Source organism: Arthrobacter sp. T572 (assembly GCF_056780115.1).
The window spans coordinates 3,927,543-3,950,455 of sequence record NZ_JBRAZQ010000002.1; the positions used below are offsets into that span (position 1 = coordinate 3,927,543).

Below are 22,913 nucleotides of genomic sequence, written 5' to 3' on the forward strand. Positions count from 1 at the left end.
ATATGTCCAAATCCACGCCCGTCCGGGCTGCCGGCGAGGTCCTGACCCATCGTCAGACCCTCACCGTCATGGTGGGACTCATGCTCGGCATGTTCCTGTCCTCGTTGGACCAGACCATTGTGTCCACGTCCATCTACACCATTGCCAACGACCTCGATGGCTTGTCGCTCCAGGCATGGGCCACCACGGCGTACCTGATCACGTCGACTGTCAGCACACCGTTGTACGGAAAACTCAGCGACATCTTCGGCCGGCGCCCGCTGTACCTCGTGGCCATTGTGATCTTCCTGGCCGGCTCGCTGTATGCCGGTTCGGTGCACTCCATGACGGAACTTGCGCTGGCCCGTGGTGTGCAGGGCCTGGGCGCCGGGGGCCTGCTGGCACTCGCCCTGACCATCATCGGCGACATCGTGGCGTTGAAGGACCGGGCAAAGTACCAGGGCTATTTCATGTCCGTCTTCGGCATCTCGTCCGTGCTGGGTCCCGTGATTGGCGGAGCCTTTGCGGGCACGTCCAACATCCTTGGCTTCGACGGCTGGCGCTGGGTCTTCTTCATCAACCTTCCCATCGGCCTGGCGGCACTGGTGGTGGTCTTCATGTATCTCCACCTCCCCGCACGGCACGTCAAGCAAAAGATCGACTACTGGGGCGCCGCGGCCATTACGCTGGCCATCGTCCCGCTTTTGCTCGTGGCGGAGCAGGGCCGGGTCTGGGGCTGGGCTTCAGGCGCTTCCCTGCTCTGCTACGCGTTGGGTGCCATCGGCATCGTGGCCTTCCTTTTGGCTGAGAAGCGGGCGGGAGACTACGCCCTGATCCCGCTGCGTTTGTTCGGGAACGCGACGTTCGGGCTCTCCTCACTCTTGAACTTCATCATCGGCATCGGCATGTTCGGCGCCATCGCGATGCTCCCGATGTACCTGCAGTTGGTCAAGGGGCTTACCCCCACCGAGGCAGGCCTGATGATGATCACCTTCACCGTGGGCATCCTCTTCGGTTCCATCACGGCAGGGCGCACCATCTCATCCTCCGGTGTCTACCGGATCTTCCCGATCCTCGGGACCGCCGTCCTTGCCGGAGCAGCCGTCGTGATGGGGCTGTCCCTGGGCGTTGACACGGGCCTCTGGGTACCAGGGCTCATTGCTGTCTTCTTCGGGGTTGGGCTGGGCTTCTGCATGCAGCCGCTGACGCTCGCCATGCAGGTATCCGTGCCGCCGAAGGACATGGGCGTCGGGACATCCACCGCTGCCTTCTTCCGGTCCATGGGCGGAGCCGTGGGTACGGCAGTCTTCATTTCGATGCTTTTCAGCCTGGCAGCGGACAAGATTGCCGACGCCATGAAGGATGCCGCTTCCAATCCGGACTACCAGGCGGTCATGCAGGACCCGGCGGTGGCTTCCGACCCCGCCAACGCCAAGCTCTTCGATTTCTTCAAGAATGGCGCCAACAACGACTCCCTGAATGACACCAGCTGGCTCCACTCCGCCAACAGCACCTTGACCCGGCCCATTACCGAGGGCTTCGCCCAAGCGATCGACGTCGTCATGCTCACCGCTGCCGGATTGATGCTGGTGGCCTTCCTCATCAGCTTCGCCTTGCCGAACAAGAAGCTCACCGACCCCAAGGCGGCAGCCAAGGAGTCCGTCCCGGCGCACTAGGGCCGCGACCCACAAAAGTACGGCGGCGGTCCATGGACTGCCGCCGTACTTTCATTCCCTGCAGCCTCATTCCCTGCAGCCCCGGAGTTCTGGCACAGCCTCCGGTGTTTCAGTATTTTTGCTTGACCAACTGTGTTGCCTGTTCCAGGTCGCCGCGCAGATCCCGGTCATGGAGCCCTGCCGGCATGTCGAGACCCGCCACCAGCAGGTTCCGCAGGGTGGCGCTCGAGAACTCGTCAGCGCGCCTGCCTTGCAGGCGCAGGGCACGGACCGCGCACACAAGCTCGACGGCGGTCACGGTCGCCAACGCGGCTGAAGTGGACCTGAGCTGCGCCGCGGCCAGGCTGGCGAAGCTGGCGTCTTCCTCCGCCCCAAGCGACAGGACCACTGTCTGGAGGCTCGCTGGTTGAGCGTTGGCCCGGATCCGGCCAACAGCAGCAGCGGCCACGTATTCGAGCATCATGACACCCGATTGACCTGAACCGTCCTCGGCAAGGAACGGATGCTGCCCGGTGTAGTCAGGGTCGCAAAGGAGGTCGATCCTTCGCAGATGCGTCGCGCACGCGGTACCAACAGCGAGGTTCACCGCGTCGAGCCGCTTGGCCAGATTGGTCATTTGGAACAGGCCGTGGTGCGCCACATCGTTGGTGCTTCCGGCCGGAGACCCGTGGACCAAGGGATTCTCGTTGGCGGCCACCGCCAGCCACCGCAGCAACGTGCCGAGCGCATCGAGCTCCTCGGTCTGCGAGCCGAAGATCTGCGGCAGGGTCCGCAGGCAGTAAGGATCCTGGATTCTGGCAGGGCGACCACTTCCCTCCACCAGCGCGCGCAAGGTGTGAGCCGCCGTCGTGGTTGCCGGGCTGTCGGCAGCCGCCGCCACCGCAGGGCTCAAAGCCTCCGGGTTTCCAGCCATCGCGATGAAGGACAAGCCCGCCACCACCGTGGCGTTCTCCACCAAACGCGACAGCTCTTGGTGGGCCAAGACCGCCTGGGCAATGGTCAGGGCACTGGAACTGATGAATGGAAGGGCGTCCGAGGTAGGCCAGACCTCCAGCTCGACTGGCATATTTCCGCCGCCCAACGGCCTGCGCTCACCCAACATGGTGAGGGCTGTTCCTGCAAGGGCAGGCAGGTCAGCCGTGCCGATGCCGCCGAACTCCCTCACCTCCGGCACGACGTCCGCGTTGATCATCCCAGCAAGTGCCTCCGCTATCACCGGGCTGATTCCTGAGCCACCCGCAGCCAGCTGGGACAATCGAACCGCCATCATGGCACGTACGGTTCGCCGGTCCAATGGTTCTCCCGCATCCACGGCGTGGCTCCGCAACAGATTCAGGCCATGGGTGTCGCCGCCATTCGCTTCGGCCAAGGTCACCGTTTTGTTTGCACCAACCCCCGTCGATCGGCCGTAGACCGGACGGCGGGCGGCCGTGGCAACAGCCGACTCCTGCGAAGAAGCCATACGGGCAAGGGCCTCCGCTGCCAGGCTGACGGGCGCGCCATCTGCCACAGCCACGATGTCCGCAAGGGCAAGGTTCCTGCCGTCGATCTCGATCATGGACCGGTCCTTTCATCGTTATTGAGGTGCTTCACCGGGCTTGCCGGCAGTTGTGGTTGCCATGAGCTGCATGGCAACCACAACGTTCAGCTAGTCCGTTTCGGGAGCGAACCGGACAGGGTTCCAGACCTCGGCGGGAATGGTCCGGGCCGGCTCCTGTTGTCGCGTGCAAGCTTGGACGGTTGATCCAGCCCCGACCTCCCGGGCCTCCGAACCATTGGCCCGTAGTGTTCGCGGACTGGCAGTCACCGACATTTACTTGCCTTCGTTCATGGGGATGCGGACGCCGCGTTCGTGGGCGACGTCGATGGCGCGTTCGTAGCCGGCGTCGGCGTGGCGGATGACGCCCATGCCGGGGTCGTTGGTCAGGAGTGCGGTCAGTTTCGCCGCGGCGAGTTCGGTGCCGTCAGCGACGGAGACCTGGCCGGTGTGGATGGAGCGGCCGATTCCCACGCCACCGCCGTGGTGGATGGAAACCCAGGTGGCACCGGAGGAGGCGGCGGTGAGGGCGTTCAGCAGCGGCCAGTCAGCGATCGCGTCCGAGCCGTCCTTCATGGCCTCGGTCTCCCGGTACGGGGACGACACGGACCCGGAGTCCAGGTGGTCGCGGCCGATCACGATCGGGGCCTTGACCTTGCCTTCGGCCACGAGCTTGTTGAACAACAGCCCGGCCTGGTGGCGTTCACCGTAGCCGAGCCAGCAAATCCGGGCCGGAAGGCCTTCGAACTCGACCCGCTCCGCGGCGGCGTCGATCCACTTGTGCAGGTGCTTGTTCTCGGGGAACAGTTCCTTGATGGCCTCATCGGTGACGCGGATGTCCTCCGGATCGCCGGAGAGCGCGACCCAGCGGAACGGGCCCAGGCCCTCGCAGAACAGCGGACGGATATAGGCCGGGACGAACCCGGGGAACTCGAACGCGCGGGTGTAGCCGCCCTTGCGGGCCTCGTCGCGGATGGAGTTGCCGTAATCGAACACCTCAGCCCCGGCGTCCTGGAACTCCACCATCGCCTGTACGTGCCTTGCCATGGAAGCCTGGGCCTTCTTCGTGAACCCTTCCGGATCAGCTCCGGCTTCGGTGTGCCACTCCTGAACCGTGATGCCCTCCGGCAGGTACGACAGCGGATCATGCGCGGAGGTCTGGTCCGTGACCACATCAATGGTCAACTCGCCCGCCTTATGCCTGCGAAGCAGTTCCGGGAACACCTCCGCGGCGTTACCCACATACCCCACGGACCAGCCGCGACGCTCAGCCTTGGCCTTGTTGACCTTCGCGATCGCGGTGTCCAGGTCCGTTTCGACCTCGTCCAGGTACCGCTTCCCCGCACGGCGGCGCAGACGCGTCTCATCGACATCAACAATCAGGCACGCACCGTCGTTCAACGTCACCGCGAGCGGCTGGGCCCCGCCCATGCCACCACACCCACCCGTCAGGGTCAGCGTCCCCGCCAACGGGCCCTCCGACGAGCCCTCGGCGGCAGGAGCCGGGTGCCGGCCCTCTTCAGCCAGCTTGTTCCCGACCGCGGCGAAGGTCTCGTACGTGCCCTGCAGGATGCCCTGGGTGCCAATGTAGATCCACGACCCGGCGGTCATCTGCCCATACATCGTGAGGCCCTCGGCCTCGAGGCGGCGGAACTCAGGCCACGTCGCCCAGTCCCCCACCAGGTTCGAGTTCGCCAACAACACCCGCGGAGCCCACTCATTCGTACGGAACACACCCACCGGCTTACCCGACTGCACCAGCAGGGTCTCGTCCTTTTCCATGGTTTCCAGCGTCCGGGTGATCGCATCAAACGCAGCCCACGAACGCACCGCCCGGCCCGTACCCCCGTAAACCACCAGGTCATCCGGACGCTCGGCAACCTCCGGATCAAGATTGTTCATCAACATGCGCAGCGGCGCCTCGGTCTGCCACGACTTGGCAGTGAGCTCCGTACCACGGGCAGCTTTGACCGGACGGGCTCCAGTAGTGAAATCAGCACTCATTCTTTACTCCCTCAACACGAACCGGCGACTAGCCCAGGTTCTTGCTCTTCAGCCATTGCTTGGCAATTTCGCCAATGTCCTCGAACTTGGCCACCCGTCCGTTCATGGTGATCAGGTCTTCGGTGGTCAAGGCAGCCGACACCTTGTCCAGGGTTTGCTTGACGGTGTCCGTGGACTTCTTCTGGTTGATGACGGGGACGATGTTCTCCGAGAGGAACAGGTTCTTGTTGTCCTCCAGCGCCACCAGGTTGTTCTCGGCCAGCGCAGGGTCGGTGCTGAAGAGGTCTGCTACCTGTACCTGGCCGGAAAGGAGGGCATTCAGCGTGAGCGGCCCACCGGCGTCGAGCGCTGAAAATTCCTTGAACTCAAGGCCGTAAACGGACTTGAGGCCAGCCACGCCGTTGAGACGGGTCTTCCACTCCGGCGGACCACCCAGGACGAGTTCCTTGGCGACGGGCTGAAGGTCCTCGATGGTCTTCAGCTTGTACTGTTCGGCGGTTTCCTTTTTGACAGTGAGGACATCCTTGTCCTCGGCCTCGGAGGCCGTGAGGACTGTCAGGCCGGACGGGATCTTGGTGGCCAATTCCTTGATGACGTCCTCGGAGGAAACGGCCTTTGTAGCCGAATCAAGGTATTGCAGCAGCGCGCCGCCATATTCGGGCATGAGGTCGATGGACCCGTCCTTGAGCGCGGGAATGGTGACTTCGCGGCTGCCGATACTCGGCTTCTCCGTGACGTCGACGCCCTTGGCTTTGAGGGCCTCGGCGTAGATCTTGGCGATCAGTTGGCTTTCCGGGAAGTCGGCGGAGCCCACAATGATGCTGTCTCCGGAGGCTCCGGCAGCGGCAGTGTTGGACGAACTCAGAGGATCCCCACCGCCGCAGGCGCTCAGGGTCAGAGCCGCCACGGCAGCCAGGGTGAAACCGGTCAGGTACTTCTTCATGTCAACTCTCCTGAAGGGGGCGCCGCAGGGCATGCGGCGGCCAGGGTGGGGTGGATGGAGGTGAATCGGGTGCGCCGTTGGGGTGGCGCCGGGGTTATGCCGCGACGGGGGTCTTCACGGGTTCGGCTGGGACAGCCGTCTTGATGGTCCGCCGCGTCAGTCCTGGTGAGACGACCCGACGGGTGATGAACGCAAGCAATTGGTCGAAGAACAGGGCCAGCAGCGCCACCAGCACGGCTCCGGCCACCATTTGGCCGTAATCGTTCTGCGCCTTGCCGTCGATCAGGAGGCGGCCCAGGCCGCCGAGCGATATGTACGCGGCGATGGTCGCCGTCGAAATGATCTGCAGAAGCGCGCTGCGGATACCGGACAAAACCAGCGGAAGTGAGCACGGCAGCTGGACATCCGTGAGGATCTTCAAGGGGCGGAAACCCATGCCTTTGGCGGCGTCGACGGCGGCAGCGTCCACCGCGCGAACGCCGGCGTAGGTGTTGGTCAGGATGGGCGGAACTGCCAGGAGGATCAGGACGATGAGGCTCGGCAGGATGTAGCCCATCCGCGAGGGAAATGACGGGGAGATCAGCAACACCAGGAGGATCAGCAGGCCCACGCTGGGCAAGGCGCGGAGGGCGTTGGCCAGGCCGGCGATCATGAACACTCCCTTGCCGGTCACGCCGATGTAGATTCCCAGCGGGATGGCAATCACGGCAGCGATGGCCAGGGCAATGAGCGAGTAGAGAAGGTGCTCGCCGATCAGGTTGGGGATGCCGTCCGCACCGGTCCAGTGCGCGGGGTCGAACAGATAGTTCACGATGCCACCACCTTGGGGGTCCACGGTGTCAGCCACCGGTTGAGAAGGATGATCAGCCCGTCGAGCACCATGGCCAGGACAACGCACAGGACGATTCCGGCGATGATCGGAGTGAAGAAGCGGAGCTGGAACCCTTGCGTGAAGAGTGAACCCAGCTGCGGGATGCCCAGCAGCGCGGCTACGGAAACGAGGCTGACATTGGAGACGGCAGCCACCCTGAGCCCGGCGCAGATCACGGGCACGCCCACAGGCAGTTCCACTTTGAGCAGGCTCTGGTATCCGCGGTAACCCATGGCCTTCGCCGCCTGGACCGTATCCTCGGGAACGGATTCAAGAGCATCGGCAACCACCCGCACCAGGAGGGCGACGGTGTAGATGGTCAAGGCGGCAATGATGTTCAGCGGGTCCAGGATCTTGGTACCAAGGACCAGCGGAAGCAGGACGAACAGGGCCAGGGAGGGCACCGTGTACAGCAGCCCCGCAACACCAACCAACAAGGGATAGATCCGGCGGCTGCGATGCGCCCACCAGCCCAGGGGAAGGGCGATGAGCAGACCCAGGGCCAGGGGAATGACGGCCAGCAGTACGTGCCAGCCAAGCAGGAAGACGATGTTGTCGAACTGGCGGCCCAGCCATTCAAAGTTCATCGTGCCGTCTCCAGGTGGGGCTCGGCCTCGATGGCTTTGACGACATCCGTTGCTGTGACGGTGCCGAGCAGCTCACCATGATCGTTGACCACCACGCCGCGGCGGCTCGGTGAGGACAGGGCCGCGTCGAGCAGTTGCCGCATGGTTCCCGAAACCGCGGCAGGAATGCCGCTCAGGTTCAGGTCCCCGCGCTTCACCTCGACGCTGAGCAGCTCAGGCTGGACCCAACCGAGGGGCTTGCGTTCGCCGTCGACCACCAGGACCCAGGCGCCGGACGCCTTGGCGCGGGCTTCGTCCGCCGACGCCCCCAGCTGCACCACCGCTTCCTCGCCGATGGCCACGGCTCCGGCCGTCTTGGTGAAGCCGAGTGAACGGTAGCCGCGGTCGCGGCCCACGAAATCCGCCACGAACTCGTCGGCCGGCGAGGTGAGCAGTTCGGACGGCGATGCCATCTGCGCAAGCTTGCCGCCCACGCGCATCACGGCAACCTGGTCACCGAGCTTAAGGGCCTCGTCGATGTCGTGGGTGACCATGATGATGGTCTTGCCGATTTCGCGCTGGAGACGGAGGAACTCGTCCTGCAGCTGGCCGCGGACCACAGGGTCAACGGCGCTGAAGGGCTCGTCCATCAGCATGAACGCGGGGTCCGAGGCCAGGGCGCGGGCAACACCCACGCGCTGCTGCTGGCCGCCCGAGAGCTGCCAGGGGTAGCGCTTGGCAAAGCTGGCCGGCAGTCCCACGCGCTCAATCAGCTCAAGCGCCTTGCTCCGGGCTTTCTGGCGGCTTTCACCGAGCAGCACCGGCATGGTGGCCACGTTGTCCACGATGGTCTTGTGCGGGAAAAGTCCGGCGTGCTGGATGACGTAGCCGATCCTGCGGCGAAGGAGTGCGGCGTCCATGCCGGACGTGGGCTCGTCGTCAAGATAAATGGTGCCGCTGGTGGGCTCGATGAGGCGGTTGATCATCCGCAGCGATGTCGTTTTGCCGCAACCGGAAGGTCCGACCAGGATGGTCAGTTTTCCGGTGGGCGCCTCCAGGTTGAGGCCATCGACGGCGACAGTGCCGTCCGGGTAGGCCTTGGTGACGTTGTCGAACTTGATCATTTTGCTTCCATGCTTTCCTGGGGTAGCTCATGGTTTTCGTTGTTCAGGGTGAGGATGTTCGCGGCTTCGTCCACCAGCTGCTGGCCGATCTTGAGCGCCTTCAGTTCATCCACGCGGTAGCTCGGGGCCACGATGCTCAGGGAAGCCACCGTGCGTCCGCCCATGATGACCGGAGCCGCGATGGCCGTGACATCGTCCTCCACGCCGCTGCGGACCACGCCGAATCCCCGCGCGGGCTGTTCGCCCTTGAGGACCTGGCCGGACGCCGTTCCTTCGAGGGGTATGCTCCGTCCGACCCAGCTGGAGTGGCGGATGGAGTGGGTCCCTTCGACGATCGCGATGTAGATTCCCGTGTCCCCCACGCCCGGAATGCTCAGGTAGCAGGACTCGCCTGTTTCCGCGACGAGCCGCTTCATGGCCGGCGTGCACAAGGCCACCAGCGATTCCTTGCCGAGCGCCAGCGCACCAAGCTGGATGATGCTGCCCCCCGGGCGGAAGTTTCCGCCGTCGTCCCGCGAGACGAATCCGCTGTTTTCGAGCGTGCGCAGGAGCCGAAGCGCCGTGCTGGGCGAGAGGTCGGCCACGCGTGCGGCGTCGCTCAAGGCGATGGCTCCCTCCGAACACACTGCCCCCAGGAGAGCCAGGGCCCTCTCAACTGTCCGGGTGGAGGAATCCGCCACAACACACCTTCTTCACACGTGGTTCGCATCACAACTTGCTTGCCATTCAGTAAAAACCAAGTTTCATCAAATGGCAATGGTTGTTTTTCTTCCCGCCTCAACATGACGACGGCGGACGCCCGGCCTCGCTACGGACGGCACCTGCCGCCGTCGTGCTTTGCGTTCATAAAGTTGAGTCAAGAGCCCCGGTCAGGCACCATTTGCGCCTCATTGCCTCCTCCCAGCGGACTTTCAGCCTTCACCGAGAGGTTCATGCGTTCATAAGGTAAATGCATGTCATGTCCATCACTGTGACTGGAACTTGGCTGATATGACATGCCACACTGTGTAGCGCGAGTGCACCGGCGTCCCCGTCGGACAGCCGACGACGTCCCGCACCGCGATCCCACACCACCTGCCCCAAGGGAGACCCATGTCCAGTCCCAGCACCAAAGAAGGCGCGCCGCCAGTTTCCCGGAAAGTCATCGGCCTGGCCGTCGCTGGAGCTGTGGGCGGGTTCCTGTTCGGGTTCGATTCGTCCGTGGTCAACGGCGCCGTGGATGCCATGAAGGACGAGTTCATGATGAGTGAGGCCATCACCGGCTTCGCCGTGGCCGTTGCCCTGTTGGGGTGTGCGCTGGGTGCCTATTTCGCCGGCAAGGTGGCCGATCGCTACGGGCGCATTCCCGCCATGAAGATCGGGGCGCTGCTGTTCCTGGTGAGCGCCGTGGGCACGGGACTCGCCTTCGGCGTCTGGGACCTCGTCTTCTGGCGCCTGGTGGGAGGACTCGGCATCGGGCTCGCCTCCGTGATCGCGCCGGCCTACATCTCCGAGATCTCCCCGCGCCACGTCCGCGGGCGGCTGGCATCGCTGCAGCAGCTGGCAATCACCACCGGCATCTTCGCGGCACTCCTGTCCGACGCCGTCCTGGCCAACTCGGCCGGCGGCGCCGCCAACACACTCTGGCTGGGCATTGAGGCGTGGCGCTGGATGTTCATCGCCTGCGCAGTTCCCGCGGCCGTCTACGGCTGGATCGCTTTCCGCCTCCCCGAATCCCCGCATTTCCTGGTGCTCAACGGCAAGGAAGACCAGGCCCGGAAAATCTTCCACACGATCATCCCGGTGGACGACACCGAGCGGCACATCCGGGACATCCGCGAATCCATCCAGCAGGACCAGCTCTCCAGCAAAAAGGGCTCCCTGCGTGGCAACACCTTCGGGCTGCAGGCCGTGGTGTGGATCGGCATCATCCTGTCCGTGCTTCAGCAGTTCGTGGGCATCAACGTGATCTTCTACTACTCCACCACGCTGTGGAAGGCCGTGGGCTTCCAGGAAAAGGACTCCCTGACGATCTCCGTTGCTACCTCGGTCACCAACATCCTGGTGACACTGGTGGCCATCGCGCTGGTGGACCGGGTAGGCCGGCGGCCGATCCTGCTGACAGGCTCCATCGGCATGGCCGTTTCGCTGGGCGTCATGGCCGTGGCGTTCTCGTCCGCAACGGGCACCGGGACCGACATCACCCTTCCCGGCGGTTGGGGACCTGTGGCTTTGATCGCCGCCAACGTCTTCGTGATCAGCTTCGGTGCGTCCTGGGGGCCGCTGGTGTGGGTCTTGCTGGGCGAGATTTTCCCCTCCCGCATCCGTGCCCGCGCTTTGGGGCTGGCAGCGGCGGCCCAGTGGATCGCCAACTTTGCCATCACGCTCAGCTTCCCCATCATGGCGGCAGGTTCGCTGCCGCTGACGTACGCCATGTACGCGACGTTCGCTGCGGCGTCGTTCTTCTTTGTGATGTTCAAGGTGCCCGAAACCAACGGCATGTCCCTGGAGCAGGCGGAAACGCTGTTCGTTCCCAAGGGCGCACCGGTGTCGCCGCTGCCCGTGGGCAACGAACCCAAGTAAGTAGCAGAAGAGCGCGTTATGACTGCTCATAACGCGCTCTTCTGCTACCCAGTTGGGGTTATACGAGGTGGGGCTCGTGCGACGTCAGGTACTTGCGCCCACCGAACACCACCAGGATCGCCACCGCCATGGCCATAGCCCCGGCAAAGAACGGAACCTGCGGGCCAAAGTGCTCACCGAGCTGGGCCGCGGCGAACGGCGCAAGCGCACCGCCCATCCAACGGACAAAGTTGTAGCCGGCCGACGCCACCGGCCGCGGCGAGTCTGAAACACCCATGGCCAGCTCGGTATAGATCGTGTTGTTGACTCCCAGCAGCGCCCCCGCCACGATGACAAGCACGACGACGGCAATCACCGCGTGCCCGGCCGCCAGTCCCAGCCCGACCAAGTCGAGCAGGAGCAAAAAGAGCGTGCCGCCCAGGACCTTTACGGCACCGAAGCGGTTCTGCAGGACCGGTGCCACGAAGACCGAGAACACAGCCACCGCAACACCCCAGCCGAAGAACACTTCCCCGATCCCGTAGGCGTCCATGCCCAGGATGAACGGGGTGAAGGCGAGGATGGTGAAGAAGCCGTAGTTGTAGAAGAGCGCGCTGGCGGCGGTGGTGCTCAGGCCCCGGTGCCCCAGGGCGAGCAGGGGATCCCGGAACCGCGATTTCTTTGCCGGCGCCGGGGTCTTGGGCAGGAGGGCCAACAGCGCCAGGAATGCCGCAGCCATGAGCACCGCGGTGCCGAAGAACGGTGCTCGCCACTGCCAACCACCCAGCAACGCGCCCAGGAGCGGCCCCAGTGAGATACCCAGGCCAAGGGCGGCTTCATAGAGGATGATCGCGGTTCCGGTTCCTCCGGTGGCCACGCCAACGATCACCGCCAGCGCCGTGGCCACGAACAAGGCGTTGCCCAGACCCCAGCCTGCACGGAAGCCCACCAGTTGTTCAACGCTTCCGGACAGGCCGGACAGGGATGCAAACACCACAATGACGGCAAGCCCGATCAGCAGGGTCCGCTTGCCACCAATGCGCGAAGACACGAATCCGCTGATCAGCATCGCCACCGCGGTCACCAGGAAGTAGCTGGTGAAGAGCAGGGACACTTCGCTGGTGGAGGCTTCCAGATTCTTGGCAATCGCGGGGAGGATGGGGTCCACCAGCCCGATTCCCATGAAAGCGAAGACGGCGGCCAGGGCCGTTGCCCACACAGCCTTGGGTTGCTTGAGCAGTGAGGTTTTTTCGGCTTCGAGTGTTGTTTCGGCGCTTGCTGAAGCGTCAGCCAGCTGGCGTGACATTCAATGGCTCCTTACGGTGCGGTTCAGTTCTGGAAGGCGTTGTTGAGCTTGGTGATGACGGGCAGGGCAGCAGCCAGGTGCTCTCTTTCCTCCCGGCTGAGCTCCTGGAGAAGGGCTGCCACCATGGAGTTCCGGCGCAGGTTGGCGGATTCGACGGCGGCCACCCCCGCCTGTGTGACAGCCACCTGGACGGCGCGGGAATCGTCGGGGTCGGCCTGGCGACGGACAAGGCCCGCGCGTTCGAGCTTGATGATCTGCTCTGTGGCGCTTGGCACCTTGATCCCCAGGTTCCGCGCGATGTCACCGACGCGGAGCCCGCCGTCGGAAATCATGGACAGCAGACTGAGCTGGGCGGCGGTGAGTTCACCTTCCGGGTCCAATCGGCGGAACATGTAAACGCCAAGGCGGAGGGATTCACGGAATTCCTGGGCGAGGTCGAGGAGGCTGTCATGGTCTTCGCTCATATTTAGGTACCCTAATAGTTAGGACACCTAATAGTCAATCTGAACGGAACCCAAGTAGGTCGCAGTTGTGCGCGTTATGCCGGCTTCGAATCATGCGGTGATCGCAACGCCTGATTATTGAAGGGTGTCGATTGCCATGGTGAAGTTCTCAAGTCGTTTGGTTGCTGAGGTTGTTCAGTCGTTCTGGCAGCAGGTAGCGGAAGGCTCCCGTTTTGAGGAAGCGGGAGAGTCCGTTGGCTGGTCCATCACGACCGTTCGGCGTGAACTGAGGTCCTCGGGAGGGGTCCGGCCCCGCAGGGGTCGGACCCTTACCGGGCGTTCGCTGTCCTTTGATGAACGCGAGCAGATCGCTTTGCTCAGGGGCAAGGAATCCATCCGTGAGATCGCCAAGCGGTTGGGCCGGTCGCCCTCGACGATATCTCGGGAACTACGTCGTAACGCTGATGAGGTCTACTACTACCGGGCCACTACTGCCCATGCCCGCGCCCATGCCCGGGCAGCCAGGCCCAAGACCGCTAAGCTCAACAGCAACAAACCTTTGCGCCTGGAAGTCGAAAAGCGACTGGAAAAGAAAGGCTCACCGGTCCAGATCGCCGGCAGACTCCGCAAGGACCACCCGAACAACCCGGAGATGTGGGTGTCACACGAGACCATCTACCAGTCCCTCTATCTCGAGTCCCGGGGCGGACTGAAGCGGGAACTGGTCAAGAACCTGCGCACCGGCCGGACCCTGCGCAAACCCCAACGCCGCCCCGACGAACGCCGCGGCAGAATCCCAGGCATGGTCATGATCGCCGACCGCCCCGCCGAAGTCGAAGACCGTGCCGTGCCAGGGCATTGGGAAGGGGACCTGATCGTCGGCAAGGACGGAAAAACCGCCATCGGCACCGTTGTGGAGCGCACCACCGGGTTCGTGATGCTCGTCCATATCCCCACAGATCAGAACCGTGCCGAGGCCGTCCGGGATGGGCTGATCCGCAAAATGGGCGCCCTTCCCGACGAACTGAGGCTTTCACTGACCTGGGACCAAGGCACTGAAATGCACAGGCACAAGGAAGTGAAGATCGCAGCCGACATCGACATCTACTTCTGCGATCCCCACTCACCTTGGCAACGCGGCTCGAACGAGAACACCAACGGGCTCCTGCGCCAGTACTTCCCCAAAGGTGCAGACCTAAGCATCTACAGCCAAACCGACCTCGACTACGTCGCCCACGAACTCAACGACAGACCCCGCCAACGATTCGACTTCTGCACCCCAAATGAGATGATCAGAACCTTCCTGTTGCGATAACCGCTAGAAACCGCCGGCTCAAAACGCGCACAAGTGCGACCCAGTTGGGTACGGAGGGCTAGAGGGTGAGCTTCATGCCCTCGTGGCTGGCGACGAACCCAAGGCGTTCGTAGAAACGATGGGCACCCACGCGGGACTTGTCCGTGGTGAGCTGGACCAGCGCGCAGCCACGTTCACGCGCCTGGTCAATGGCCCACTGGATCATCAGCGCACCTGCACCATGTCCGCGCAGCCCACTGGACACACGGACAGCCTCAATCTGGGCGCGCCAGGAACCCTTTCGGGAGAGGCCGGGGATGAAGCTGAGCTGGCACGTCGCCACTACCTCGCCACCCAACTCACCCACCACCAGAAGGTGGGCCGGATCGGCGTCGATCGCATCAAACGCCGCCTCGTAGGGCGCCAACTCGTCGGCACTTTCCCGCCCCGCGCCCAGTTGATCATCGGCGAGTAATTGAAGAATCTGCGGCAGATCCGCTCTTGCCGCACGCCTCAGGTTAAAGGTTCCAGGTTCGACGGCGGCAGTCAGCAGAGGGGGCACGGCAGGTTTGGCGGTCATCACCAAAGCATCGCATTTTCCGCGCAAGTAAGTATTGCTAAGTACCGGTACCTAGTTCTACTATGTAGTGGTAGCTAGCAATACTGAGTACTAAAGGAGGTGTCCTGGATGGGCAAGCAAATGACCGAAATGCTCAAGGGGACGCTGGAGGGCATCGTACTGGCCCTCCTCACGGGAAACCCGGCTTACGGCTACGAAATCACCACGCTGCTCCGGGCACAGGGTTTCACCGAGATCGCCGAAGGCACGGTGTACGCCCTGCTGGTCAGGATCGAGCAAAAGGGCCTGGTGGACGTGGAAAAGCGCCCCTCCGAAAAGGGACCGCCCCGCAAGGTGTACACGCTCAACACCCAAGGCAAAAAGGAACTGGACGAATTCTGGAACACCTGGAGCTTCCTGTCCGAACGGCTGGAACAGCTCCGCAAAGAAGGGAAATAACCATGGCAGCCAAATGGATCGAACTGGTCACCGGATCACTCGAACAGAAGAAGCAGTACAAGCAGGCCAAGGCCCGGCTCGACGCACTCCCCGAGCCCTACCGGTCAGTCGCCAACGCCTACAACCGGTACCTCACGTACTACGGCGGGGTTACCGAAGGCGACACGATCGTACAGATGTTCATGGACCTCGCAGACCTGTGGGAACGCGCAGCCGTTGACGGCACGCCGGTCAGCGGGATCGTGGGTGACGACCCGGTCGGGTTCGCCGAAACTTTCGCCCAGGCCTACGGCGGAAAGCGCTGGATCGACAAGGAACGCACACGCCTGATCGAAGCCGTGGACCACGCAAAAACCAAGGAGGCAGAGTCATGACCGCACCAGCCATAGCAGTGAGGGGGATCGAGAAGTCGTACAAGGACCTCCAGGTTCTCCGCGGCGTGGACTTCGAGGTGGCGCCGGGCAGCATCTTCGCCCTCCTCGGCTCCAACGGCGCCGGAAAAACCACCATGGTCAGGATTCTCTCCACCCTGCTCACAGCGGATGCCGGCGCGGCCGCCGTCGTCGGTTTTGCTGTGGCGGCCCAACCGCAGCAGGTCCGCGAAGCCATCAGCCTCACCGGACAGTTCGCCGCCGTGGACGGAATGCTGACCGGCCGGGAAAACCTGGTGCTTCTGGCCAGGCTCCGGCACCAAAAGGACCCCGGAGCAATTGCCGACCAGTTGCTGTCCCGCTTCAGCCTCACGGAAGCGGGCAGCCGCAGGGCAGACACCTACTCCGGTGGCATGCGCCGCAGGCTGGACATCGCCATGAGCCTGATCGGCGATCCCCATGTGATCTTCCTGGATGAACCCACCACCGGCCTCGACCCCGAGGCGCGGCTCGAAGTGTGGGAGGTCGTCAAGGAACTGGCCGGACAAGGAACGACGGTCCTGCTCACCACGCAGTACCTGGACGAAGCCGAGCAACTCGCGGACAGGATCGCCATCCTGCATGAGGGCCGCATCATTGCCAACGGCACGCTCCGGGAACTGAAACAACTCCTGCCGCCGGCCACCGTGGAATATGTGGAAAAACAGCCCACGCTGGAGGAAATCTTCCTGGCATTGGTGGGCAGCACAGCACCAGCAAAGGACAGGTCATGAGCACCCACTTCCTGGCGGACACGTCAGTCCTGACCGGCCGCTCCATGCGCCACATCTTCCGGAGCCCGGACACCATCATCACCACGGCCATCACCCCCGTCGCCCTGATGCTGTTGTTCGTCTATGTGTTCGGCGGAGCGATCCGTACCGGCACGGACAACTACATCAACTACCTCCTGCCTGGCATCATGTTGATCGCCATCGCATCCGGTATCGCCTATACGGCGGTCAGGCTGTTCACCGACCTGCAGGGCGGCATCTTTGAACGGTTCCAGTCGATGCCGATCGCGCGCTCTTCCGTCCTGTGGGCCCATGTGCTCACCTCCCTGGCAGCAAACGGGCTGACCTTGGTGGTCATTGTGGCCGTGGCGCTCCTGATGGGATTCCGCACCTCTGCAGGCCTGCTGGAGTGGCTGGCGGTGGCTGGAATCCTGGCGCTCTTCACGCTGGCCTTGACGTGGCTTGCCATCATCGCCGGGCTCTCTGCCAAGTCGGTGGACGGAGCCGGCGGGTTCTCCTACCCGCTGATTTTCCTGCCCTTCATCAGCTCGGCTTTCGTACCCACTGAAACCATGCCAGGCCCGGTGCGATGGTTTGCTGAAAACCAGCCTGTCACGTCCATCGTGAACACCATCCAGGACCTGCTCGCACAGCGGCCGGCGGGCGGTGACATCTGGATCGCGTTGGCCTGGTGCGTGGGGCTCTTGGTCGTTGCCTACGCCGGAGCCATGGCTGTGTACCGGAGGAGGACAGCGTAGGAAAACCGGCAGGCGAAGCTCCCACCATCCGGCGGGAGCTTTCGCCATATGGGCCGATTGGCTAACCGGAGGGCATTCCCTATAGCTTGGTGACACCAGATTTGTAACGGTCGTCACTTTTGTGACGGGCCTTCCGAAGGGTTCTATCAATGTCTGACCAGACAACACAGGGGCAGCTCCATGCCTCCAGCAGGGGCAGCGAGCCCCACCTGTCACGCTCGCTCAGCAACCGGCACATCCAGCTCCTGGCCATCGGCGGCGCGATCGGCACGGGCCTGTTCATGGGTTCGGGCAAGACCATCTCCGTGGCCGGACCCTCCGTAATCTTCGTGTACATGATCATCGGCTTCATGCTGTTCTTCGTCATGCGCGCCATGGGCCAGCTCCTGCTGTCCAACCTGAACTACAAGTCATTCAGCGACTTTGCCGGCGACCTCCTGGGCCCCTGGGCCGGATTCTTCACGGGTTGGACCTACTGGTTCTGCTGGGTGGTCACGGGCGTTGCCGACGTCATCGCCATTGCCGGCTACGCCAACGAGCTCTGGCCGGGCATTCCCCTGTGGATCCCGGGCCTGGCCACCATCCTCATCCTCCTGCTCCTGAACCTCCCCACGGTCAAGGCGTTCGGCGAGACAGAGTTCTGGTTCGCCCTCATCAAGATCGTCGCCATTGTGGCGCTGATCGTGGTGGGCCTGGTCATGATCTTCACCGGCTTCCAGTCCAACGCCGGCACCGCGAGCTTCAGTAACCTGTGGAGCCACGGCGGCTTCTTCCCCAAGGAATTCATGGGCTTCGTAGCCGGCTTCCAGATTGCTGTTTTCGCCTTTGTTGGCATCGAACTCGTTGGAACGGCCGCGGCTGAGACCAAGAACCCCGAGCACAACCTCCCCCGCGCCATCAACGCCATCCCGTTGCGCGTCATGCTCTTCTACGTAGGCGCCCTCATCATCCTGATGTCCGTCACCCCGTGGACCGAGTTCAAGGCCGGCCACAGCCCGTTCATCGCCATGTTCTCCCTGGCCGGCCTCGGCATGGCAGCGACCGTCGTGAACCTGGTGGTCCTCACGTCCGCCATGTCCTCCGCCAACTCGGGCATCTACTCCACCTCGCGCATGGTGTTCGGCCTGGCCAACGACGGCGACGCCCCCAAGGTCTTCAGCCGCCTCTCCCGCCGCAAAGTACCCCAGAACGCCCTGTTCCTGTCCTGCGTCCTGCTGCTGGCCGGCGTCGTCCTGCTGTACGCGGGCAAAGACGTTGGTGCCGCGTTCGACATGGTGACCACGGTGTCCGCCGTCTGCTTCATGTTCGTCTGGTCGATCATCCTGGCCAGCTACCTTGTGTACCGCAAGCGCCGTCCGGAGCAGCATGCGGCGTCGCCCTTCAAGATGCCCGGCGGGGTCCCGATGGTCTGGGTGGTGTTCGCCTTCTTCGCCTTCCTGGTGTGGGCCCTGACCACGCAGCCGGACACGCTGACTGCGCTGCTGGTCACGCCCATCTGGTTTGCAGTCCTCGGCGTGGCCTACGCCGTGGTCCGCAAGTCCCCCTTGCACCAGGCCCGCGTTGCGGAGTGGAAAGCAATGGCCGAGCGCGAGACCGCGGCAGCGCGCTAAGCCGCCAACCATGAAAGCCCGACGCCGGCACTCACCTTGAGTGCCGGCGTCGGGCTTTCTGCGCCCGTTTGGCGCAACGCTCTCTCACCTAACCGCCCCTTTGGCGCGACGCTCTCTCACCTAACCGCCCCTTTAGCGCGACGCTCTCTCACCTAACGGCCCGTTTGGCGCGACGCTCTCTCACCTAACCGCCCGTTTGGCGCAACGCTCTCTCACCTGTTCAGGCGAAGTACACCCCGATGCGGTTCCCGTCGATCTCCTCAATCCGGATATCGATGTCGTAGACATCCTGCAGCATCCCCGGCTGCATGATGTCCGCAGGCGCGCCTTGGTGAATCATCCGGCCGTCCTTCATCGCAAGAATGGTGTCCGAGTAGCAGGAGGCGAAGTTGATGTCGTGGACCACCAGGACGATGGTCTTCCCGAGCTCGTCCGCCAACCGCCGCAACAGGCGCATCATCTCCACGGAGTGCTTCATATCCAGGTTGTTCAGCGGCTCGTCGAGCAGCAAATACTCCGTGTCCTGCGCCAGCACCATGGCAATGTAGGCCCGCTGGCGCTGCCCGCCCGAGAGTTCATCCACGAACTTGTCCGCCATGGACTCCAGGTCCAGGTGCCGGATGGCCTCGTCCACGTGGGCCAGGTCCTCAACCGTAGGCCTGCCGCCACTGTGCGGGAAACGCCCGAACGCCACCAGGTCCCGCACGGTAAGGCGCATGGTCAGGTGGTTTTCCTGCCGCAGGATGGCCATGGTCCTGGCCAATTCCTTGCTGGGTGTGGCCGTGACGTCCAGGCCGGCCACCGAGACTCCTCCGGCGTCCATCGGCTGGAGCCGGCTGATCAGCGACAGCAGCGTGGACTTCCCCGCACCGTTCGGGCCAATGATGGAGGTGATGCCCCCACGCGGAATGTCGCAGCTGACATCGTCCAGGACGGTCTGGCCACCGTAGCGCTTGGTGACGTTGCGGACGGTGATCATGGGCGGACCCCGGTCATTTCAGCGAGCCTTTCAGCAGGAGGTAGAGGAAAAGGATGCCGCCGGCGAATTCGATGATCACGCTCAGCGCCGTTGCAAAACCGAAAACCCGTTCCAGGACGAGCTGCCCGCCCACCAGCGCGATCGCGCCGAGCAGCACCACGATCGGGAGCAACCAGGCATGCCGGAATCCGCGGCAAACCTGGTAGGCAAGGCTGACCACGAGCAACCCGAAGAACGTCACCGGCCCCACCAGGGCAGTGGAAACCGCCACGAGCAGCGAGCACATCAGGAGCACCCGCATCACCACGCGCTTGTGGTCCACGCCCACATTGATCGCCACGTCGCGGCCCAATGCCAGGACATCGAGCGTGTGCCGCATGCGCCAGACTCCCGCGCAGACGGCCGCTACCAGCAGCGCAGAAACGCCCAGCAGGCCCGGGTCCACATTGTTGAAGCTCGCAAAGAACAAGTCCTGCAGGATGATGAACTCGCTCGGTTCCATGAGCCGCTGCAGCAGCGAGGACATACCCCGGAACAGCGTGCCCAACACCACGCCCACCAGCAGCAGCAGATGCAACGACCTCGTAGCCCCCGTAAACATCCACCGGTACAGGAATGCGCTGAACCCCACCATCAGCAGAATTTCCAGGCCGAAAGTTGCCGTGGACGGCGCGGCTGCCAACGTCGCTGCTCCGGCCACGAACGCCAGGGCGGTCTGCACCAGGATGTACAGCGAATCGAAACCCATGATGGACGGGGTCAGGATGCGGTTGGCCGTTACGGTCTGGAACAGCAGCGTGGAAACACCCACCGCCACGGCCACCAGCAGCATGGCGGACACCTTGATCCCGCGTCGCGGCAGGACATAGGCCACGTTTCCCTTGAGGTCGATCATCAGGAAAACGGCAACAAGCACGACGGCGGCAATCGCCGGCACAGTGACCACCAGTCCCGGCGGGGTGCTTCGGGCGGCCTCGCGCAGGCGGGTCCGTACTGACAGTGATGCCGGGGAAACCGGCGGCATGAGCGAGGTTTCAGGCATTTCGCTTCCTCAACAGCAGGAAAAGGAACATCACGGCACCCAGTACCGACATGACCATGCCCACCGGAACCTCGTACGGGAACCTGATGGTGCGGCCAATGATGTCGCAGACCAGCACGAACGCGGCACCGAACAAGGCGGTCCACGGAACAGCGCGGCGCAGGTTGTCACCAAAGAGCAGGGACACGATGTTGGGGACCACGAGCCCCAGGAACGGAACGGCGCCAACGGTTGTCACAACTACGGCTGAGATCAGCGACACGATCATCAGGCCGAGCCGCATGGTGCGCGCGTAGTTGAGGCCAAGGTTGGTGGTGAAGTCCTGGCCCATGCCGGCCACAGTGAACCGGTCCGCGGCAAAGAGGCCCACCAAAACCAGGACGGCCACAATCCACAACAACTCGTAACGGCCACGCAGCACACCGGAGAAGTCGCCAATCATCCAGTTGCTGAGCGTTTGGAGGAGGTCGAAGCGGTAGGCAAAGAAGGTGGTGACAGCCGCGATGACGCCGCCCAGCATGATGCCCACCAAAGGAATGAGCAGGGTGTTGCGGGCCGGGAGCCGGCGGAGGATCGCCAGGAACAGGGCCGTACCAAGGATCGCGAAGACGCTGGCGACGATCATTTTGGTGAGGATCGGAGACTCCGGGGCAAGCACGGTCACCACCAAAATTCCCAGCGTCGCGGATTCCACGGTCCCCACCGTGGAGGGCTCCACGAACCGGTTCCGCGCCATGAGTTGCATGATCAATCCAGCGACAGCCACCGCCATCCCGGCCAGGACCACAGCCAAGGTGCGCGGCACCCGCGAAACCCAAAAGATTTCCCAGGTTCCGGCGTCGTTCGCCAACAACGACTGGAGCGAGACGTCGCTGACGCCGACGAAGATGCTGCCGACCGCGATCACCAGCACAACGGCAGCGGCCGCAACCAGGCGGGCTGTTTGGCCCGTCCGGTTGCGGCGTGCTGGTGCCGTGGCGCGCACGGCTGTAGTTGTCACCTCAGGAAGAGTCAGGCGACCGAGTCGGCCATTGCGGTGACCATGGCCTGGACGTTGTTCAGTCCGTAGCCCACGATGTACCAGCCGGCGGGATCGAGGTTGACGATTTTGTTGTTCTTGGCTGCGTTGGTGGACTTTACGAGTTCGTTGTCCAGGATCGGATTGGCAGCGGACCCGGCGGTTCCAATGGCGGTGTCGCGGTTGATCACGTAGAGGATGTCCGGGTTGGTTTCCTTGATGTACTCGAAGGAAACGGCCTCACCGTGGGAGCCCTCGGACTTGACGTCGGCGGCCGTGGGGACGCCCAGGACGTCGTGGATGATGCCGAAGCGCGAGCCGGCGCCATATGCGGTGACTTCGCCGCCCGAGGTGAGGACGATCAGGCCCTTGCCGGCGGTAGCAGCCTTGGTCTTGGTGTCGGCAACGGTCTTGTCCACCTCGGCGAGCTTGGCGGCCACGTCGTCTTCCTTCTGGAAGATCCTGCCAAGCTTTTCGGTCTGCTCCTTGAAGCTTTCCATGGGCTTGGCCGCATCGATTGAGAGGTCGATGGTGGGGGCGATCTTGCTCAATTCACCGTAGGCGCCGGCAGTGCGGCCGGAAATGATGATCAGGTCCGGGGCTGCGGAGCTGACCGCTTCGAAGTCGGGTTCCTTGAGGGAGCCAACCTTGGAGTACTTGGCGTCGGAGTACTTCTTGAGGGCGTCCGGGTAGCTGGCCTCGGGTACACCGGTGGGGTCGACACCGAGAGCGTCCATGGTGTCCAGGACGCCGAGGTCGAACGTGACCACCTTCTGCGGGTTCACGGGAACGTTGGCGGTGGAGCCCTGGGCGTGCTCGATAGTGATGGTCGTGGCTTCCCCGGCCTGCGAGGACGCAGTGGCCCCGCCTCCGCAGGCGGTCACGGCCAGCAAGGCCGCCCCTGCAGCCAATGCCCCGATGTAGCTCGACAGCCTCTTTTTCACGCCGGTACTCCGCTCACTAATACGTCACAGTTACGTTGCCTAATTGCTCCTGCGACTCTATTAGTAAGGTGAGGCTAACTTCAAAACCGAAAGCCTCTCCCCGGGGCGATTGTGGC

The 22,913-nt window shown here is 63.5% G+C and carries 22 protein-coding genes; 8 read left to right on the plus strand and 14 right to left on the minus strand.

All coding sequences use genetic code 11. The annotated features are described in order from the left end of the window. Positions 1 to 2: 2 nt before the first annotated feature. Positions 3 to 1,655: an MDR family MFS transporter gene (locus ACUYMZ_RS19350; protein ID WP_481605371.1), complete on the plus strand. Its 1,653-nt coding sequence runs from the start codon at positions 3 to 5 to the stop codon at positions 1,653 to 1,655. Positions 1,656 to 1,764: 109 nt separating this feature from the next. Here ACUYMZ_RS19350 and ACUYMZ_RS19355 read toward each other — a convergent pair whose 3' ends face one another. The 7 genes from ACUYMZ_RS19355 to ACUYMZ_RS19385 all read right to left on the minus strand — a co-directional run bounded on the left by ACUYMZ_RS19355 (position 1,765) and on the right by ACUYMZ_RS19385 (position 9,380). After that, on the minus strand, positions 1,765 to 3,213 hold the full coding sequence (locus tag ACUYMZ_RS19355; protein ID WP_481605373.1) for an aromatic amino acid lyase: 1,449 nt from the start codon (positions 3,211 to 3,213) through the stop codon (positions 1,765 to 1,767). 255 nt (positions 3,214 to 3,468) lie between these two features. Further along, positions 3,469 to 5,196, minus strand: a complete 1,728-nt coding sequence (locus ACUYMZ_RS19360) for a urocanate hydratase (protein WP_481605375.1) — start codon at positions 5,194 to 5,196, stop codon at positions 3,469 to 3,471. 28 nt (positions 5,197 to 5,224) lie between these two features. Then, positions 5,225 to 6,139, minus strand: coding sequence for an ABC transporter substrate-binding protein (locus tag ACUYMZ_RS19365; protein ID WP_481605377.1), 915 nt, complete (start codon positions 6,137 to 6,139; stop codon positions 5,225 to 5,227). Positions 6,140 to 6,233: 94 nt separating this feature from the next. After that, positions 6,234 to 6,950, minus strand: a complete 717-nt coding sequence (locus ACUYMZ_RS19370) for an ABC transporter permease (RefSeq protein ID WP_481605379.1) — start codon at positions 6,948 to 6,950, stop codon at positions 6,234 to 6,236. Then, complete coding sequence (locus ACUYMZ_RS19375; RefSeq protein ID WP_481605381.1) at positions 6,947 to 7,597, minus strand: ABC transporter permease; 651 nt, start codon at positions 7,595 to 7,597, stop codon at positions 6,947 to 6,949. Before ACUYMZ_RS19375 ends, ACUYMZ_RS19370 begins: the two co-directional genes overlap by 4 nt. After that, a complete protein-coding gene (locus tag ACUYMZ_RS19380) occupies positions 7,594 to 8,700 on the minus strand; it encodes an ABC transporter ATP-binding protein (protein WP_481605383.1) in 1,107 nt (368 codons plus the stop codon). Before ACUYMZ_RS19380 ends, ACUYMZ_RS19375 begins: the two co-directional genes overlap by 4 nt. Beyond that, complete coding sequence (locus ACUYMZ_RS19385; RefSeq protein WP_481605385.1) at positions 8,697 to 9,380, minus strand: IclR family transcriptional regulator; 684 nt, start codon at positions 9,378 to 9,380, stop codon at positions 8,697 to 8,699. The genes ACUYMZ_RS19380 and ACUYMZ_RS19385 overlap by 4 nt, the downstream gene beginning before the upstream one ends. A 412-nt stretch (positions 9,381 to 9,792) precedes the next feature. Between ACUYMZ_RS19385 and ACUYMZ_RS19390 the strand changes: the two genes are divergently transcribed. Then, positions 9,793 to 11,262, plus strand: coding sequence for a sugar porter family MFS transporter (locus tag ACUYMZ_RS19390; RefSeq protein WP_481605387.1), 1,470 nt, complete (start codon positions 9,793 to 9,795; stop codon positions 11,260 to 11,262). Between the two features lie 58 nt (positions 11,263 to 11,320). Here ACUYMZ_RS19390 and ACUYMZ_RS19395 read toward each other — a convergent pair whose 3' ends face one another. Together ACUYMZ_RS19395 and ACUYMZ_RS19400 are read right to left on the minus strand one after the other, a co-directional pair. After that, complete coding sequence (locus ACUYMZ_RS19395) at positions 11,321 to 12,547, minus strand: MFS transporter (RefSeq protein WP_481605389.1); 1,227 nt, start codon at positions 12,545 to 12,547, stop codon at positions 11,321 to 11,323. A gap of 23 nt (positions 12,548 to 12,570) precedes the next feature. Then, positions 12,571 to 13,011, minus strand: a complete 441-nt coding sequence (locus ACUYMZ_RS19400) for a MarR family winged helix-turn-helix transcriptional regulator (RefSeq protein WP_426004606.1) — start codon at positions 13,009 to 13,011, stop codon at positions 12,571 to 12,573. 136 nt (positions 13,012 to 13,147) lie between these two features. Between ACUYMZ_RS19400 and ACUYMZ_RS19405 the strand changes: the two genes are divergently transcribed. Then, the gene (locus tag ACUYMZ_RS19405) at positions 13,148 to 14,305 is read left to right on the plus strand and encodes an IS30 family transposase (protein WP_481601904.1); all 1,158 of its coding nucleotides are present in this window, start codon (positions 13,148 to 13,150) and stop codon (positions 14,303 to 14,305) included. A gap of 58 nt (positions 14,306 to 14,363) precedes the next feature. On the opposite strand, the gene ACUYMZ_RS19410 is transcribed toward ACUYMZ_RS19405, so the two are convergent. Next, on the minus strand, positions 14,364 to 14,864 hold the full coding sequence (locus tag ACUYMZ_RS19410) for an N-acetyltransferase family protein (RefSeq protein ID WP_481605390.1): 501 nt from the start codon (positions 14,862 to 14,864) through the stop codon (positions 14,364 to 14,366). A gap of 108 nt (positions 14,865 to 14,972) precedes the next feature. On the opposite strand from ACUYMZ_RS19410, the gene ACUYMZ_RS19415 reads away from it, so the two are divergent. From ACUYMZ_RS19415 to cycA, 5 genes are all read left to right on the plus strand, one after another. Continuing rightward, positions 14,973 to 15,302, plus strand: a complete 330-nt coding sequence (locus ACUYMZ_RS19415; RefSeq protein WP_481605391.1) for a PadR family transcriptional regulator — start codon at positions 14,973 to 14,975, stop codon at positions 15,300 to 15,302. A gap of 2 nt (positions 15,303 to 15,304) precedes the next feature. Continuing rightward, positions 15,305 to 15,676 (plus strand): DUF1048 domain-containing protein, encoded by a 372-nt coding sequence (locus tag ACUYMZ_RS19420; protein ID WP_481605393.1) that lies wholly within the window; start codon positions 15,305 to 15,307, stop codon positions 15,674 to 15,676. Then, entirely contained in the window at positions 15,673 to 16,446 is a 774-nt protein-coding gene (locus tag ACUYMZ_RS19425) for an ABC transporter ATP-binding protein (RefSeq protein ID WP_481605395.1), read from the plus strand. The genes ACUYMZ_RS19420 and ACUYMZ_RS19425 overlap by 4 nt, the downstream gene beginning before the upstream one ends. Continuing rightward, positions 16,443 to 17,204, plus strand: a complete 762-nt coding sequence (locus ACUYMZ_RS19430; protein WP_481605397.1) for an ABC transporter permease — start codon at positions 16,443 to 16,445, stop codon at positions 17,202 to 17,204. The genes ACUYMZ_RS19425 and ACUYMZ_RS19430 overlap by 4 nt, the downstream gene beginning before the upstream one ends. Positions 17,205 to 17,353: 149 nt before the next feature. Further along, positions 17,354 to 18,814 carry a D-serine/D-alanine/glycine transporter gene (gene cycA / locus ACUYMZ_RS19435; protein WP_481605399.1) on the plus strand — a complete coding sequence of 487 codons (1,461 nt, stop codon included), beginning with the start codon at positions 17,354 to 17,356 and terminating at the stop codon, positions 18,812 to 18,814. A gap of 220 nt (positions 18,815 to 19,034) precedes the next feature. On the opposite strand, the gene ACUYMZ_RS19440 is transcribed toward cycA, so the two are convergent. From ACUYMZ_RS19440 to ACUYMZ_RS19455, 4 genes are read right to left on the minus strand one after another with little or no spacing between them, the layout of a single operon-like run. After that, on the minus strand, positions 19,035 to 19,793 hold the full coding sequence (locus tag ACUYMZ_RS19440) for an iron ABC transporter ATP-binding protein (protein WP_481605401.1): 759 nt from the start codon (positions 19,791 to 19,793) through the stop codon (positions 19,035 to 19,037). A gap of 13 nt (positions 19,794 to 19,806) precedes the next feature. After that, positions 19,807 to 20,835 (minus strand): iron chelate uptake ABC transporter family permease subunit, encoded by a 1,029-nt coding sequence (locus ACUYMZ_RS19445; RefSeq protein WP_481605403.1) that lies wholly within the window; start codon positions 20,833 to 20,835, stop codon positions 19,807 to 19,809. Next, positions 20,828 to 21,835 (minus strand): ABC transporter permease, encoded by a 1,008-nt coding sequence (locus ACUYMZ_RS19450; protein WP_426004618.1) that lies wholly within the window; start codon positions 21,833 to 21,835, stop codon positions 20,828 to 20,830. Before ACUYMZ_RS19450 ends, ACUYMZ_RS19445 begins: the two co-directional genes overlap by 8 nt. Before the next feature lie 11 nt (positions 21,836 to 21,846). Then, on the minus strand, positions 21,847 to 22,797 hold the full coding sequence (locus ACUYMZ_RS19455) for a siderophore ABC transporter substrate-binding protein (RefSeq protein WP_481605405.1): 951 nt from the start codon (positions 22,795 to 22,797) through the stop codon (positions 21,847 to 21,849). Between the last annotated feature and the right edge of the window lie 116 nt (positions 22,798 to 22,913).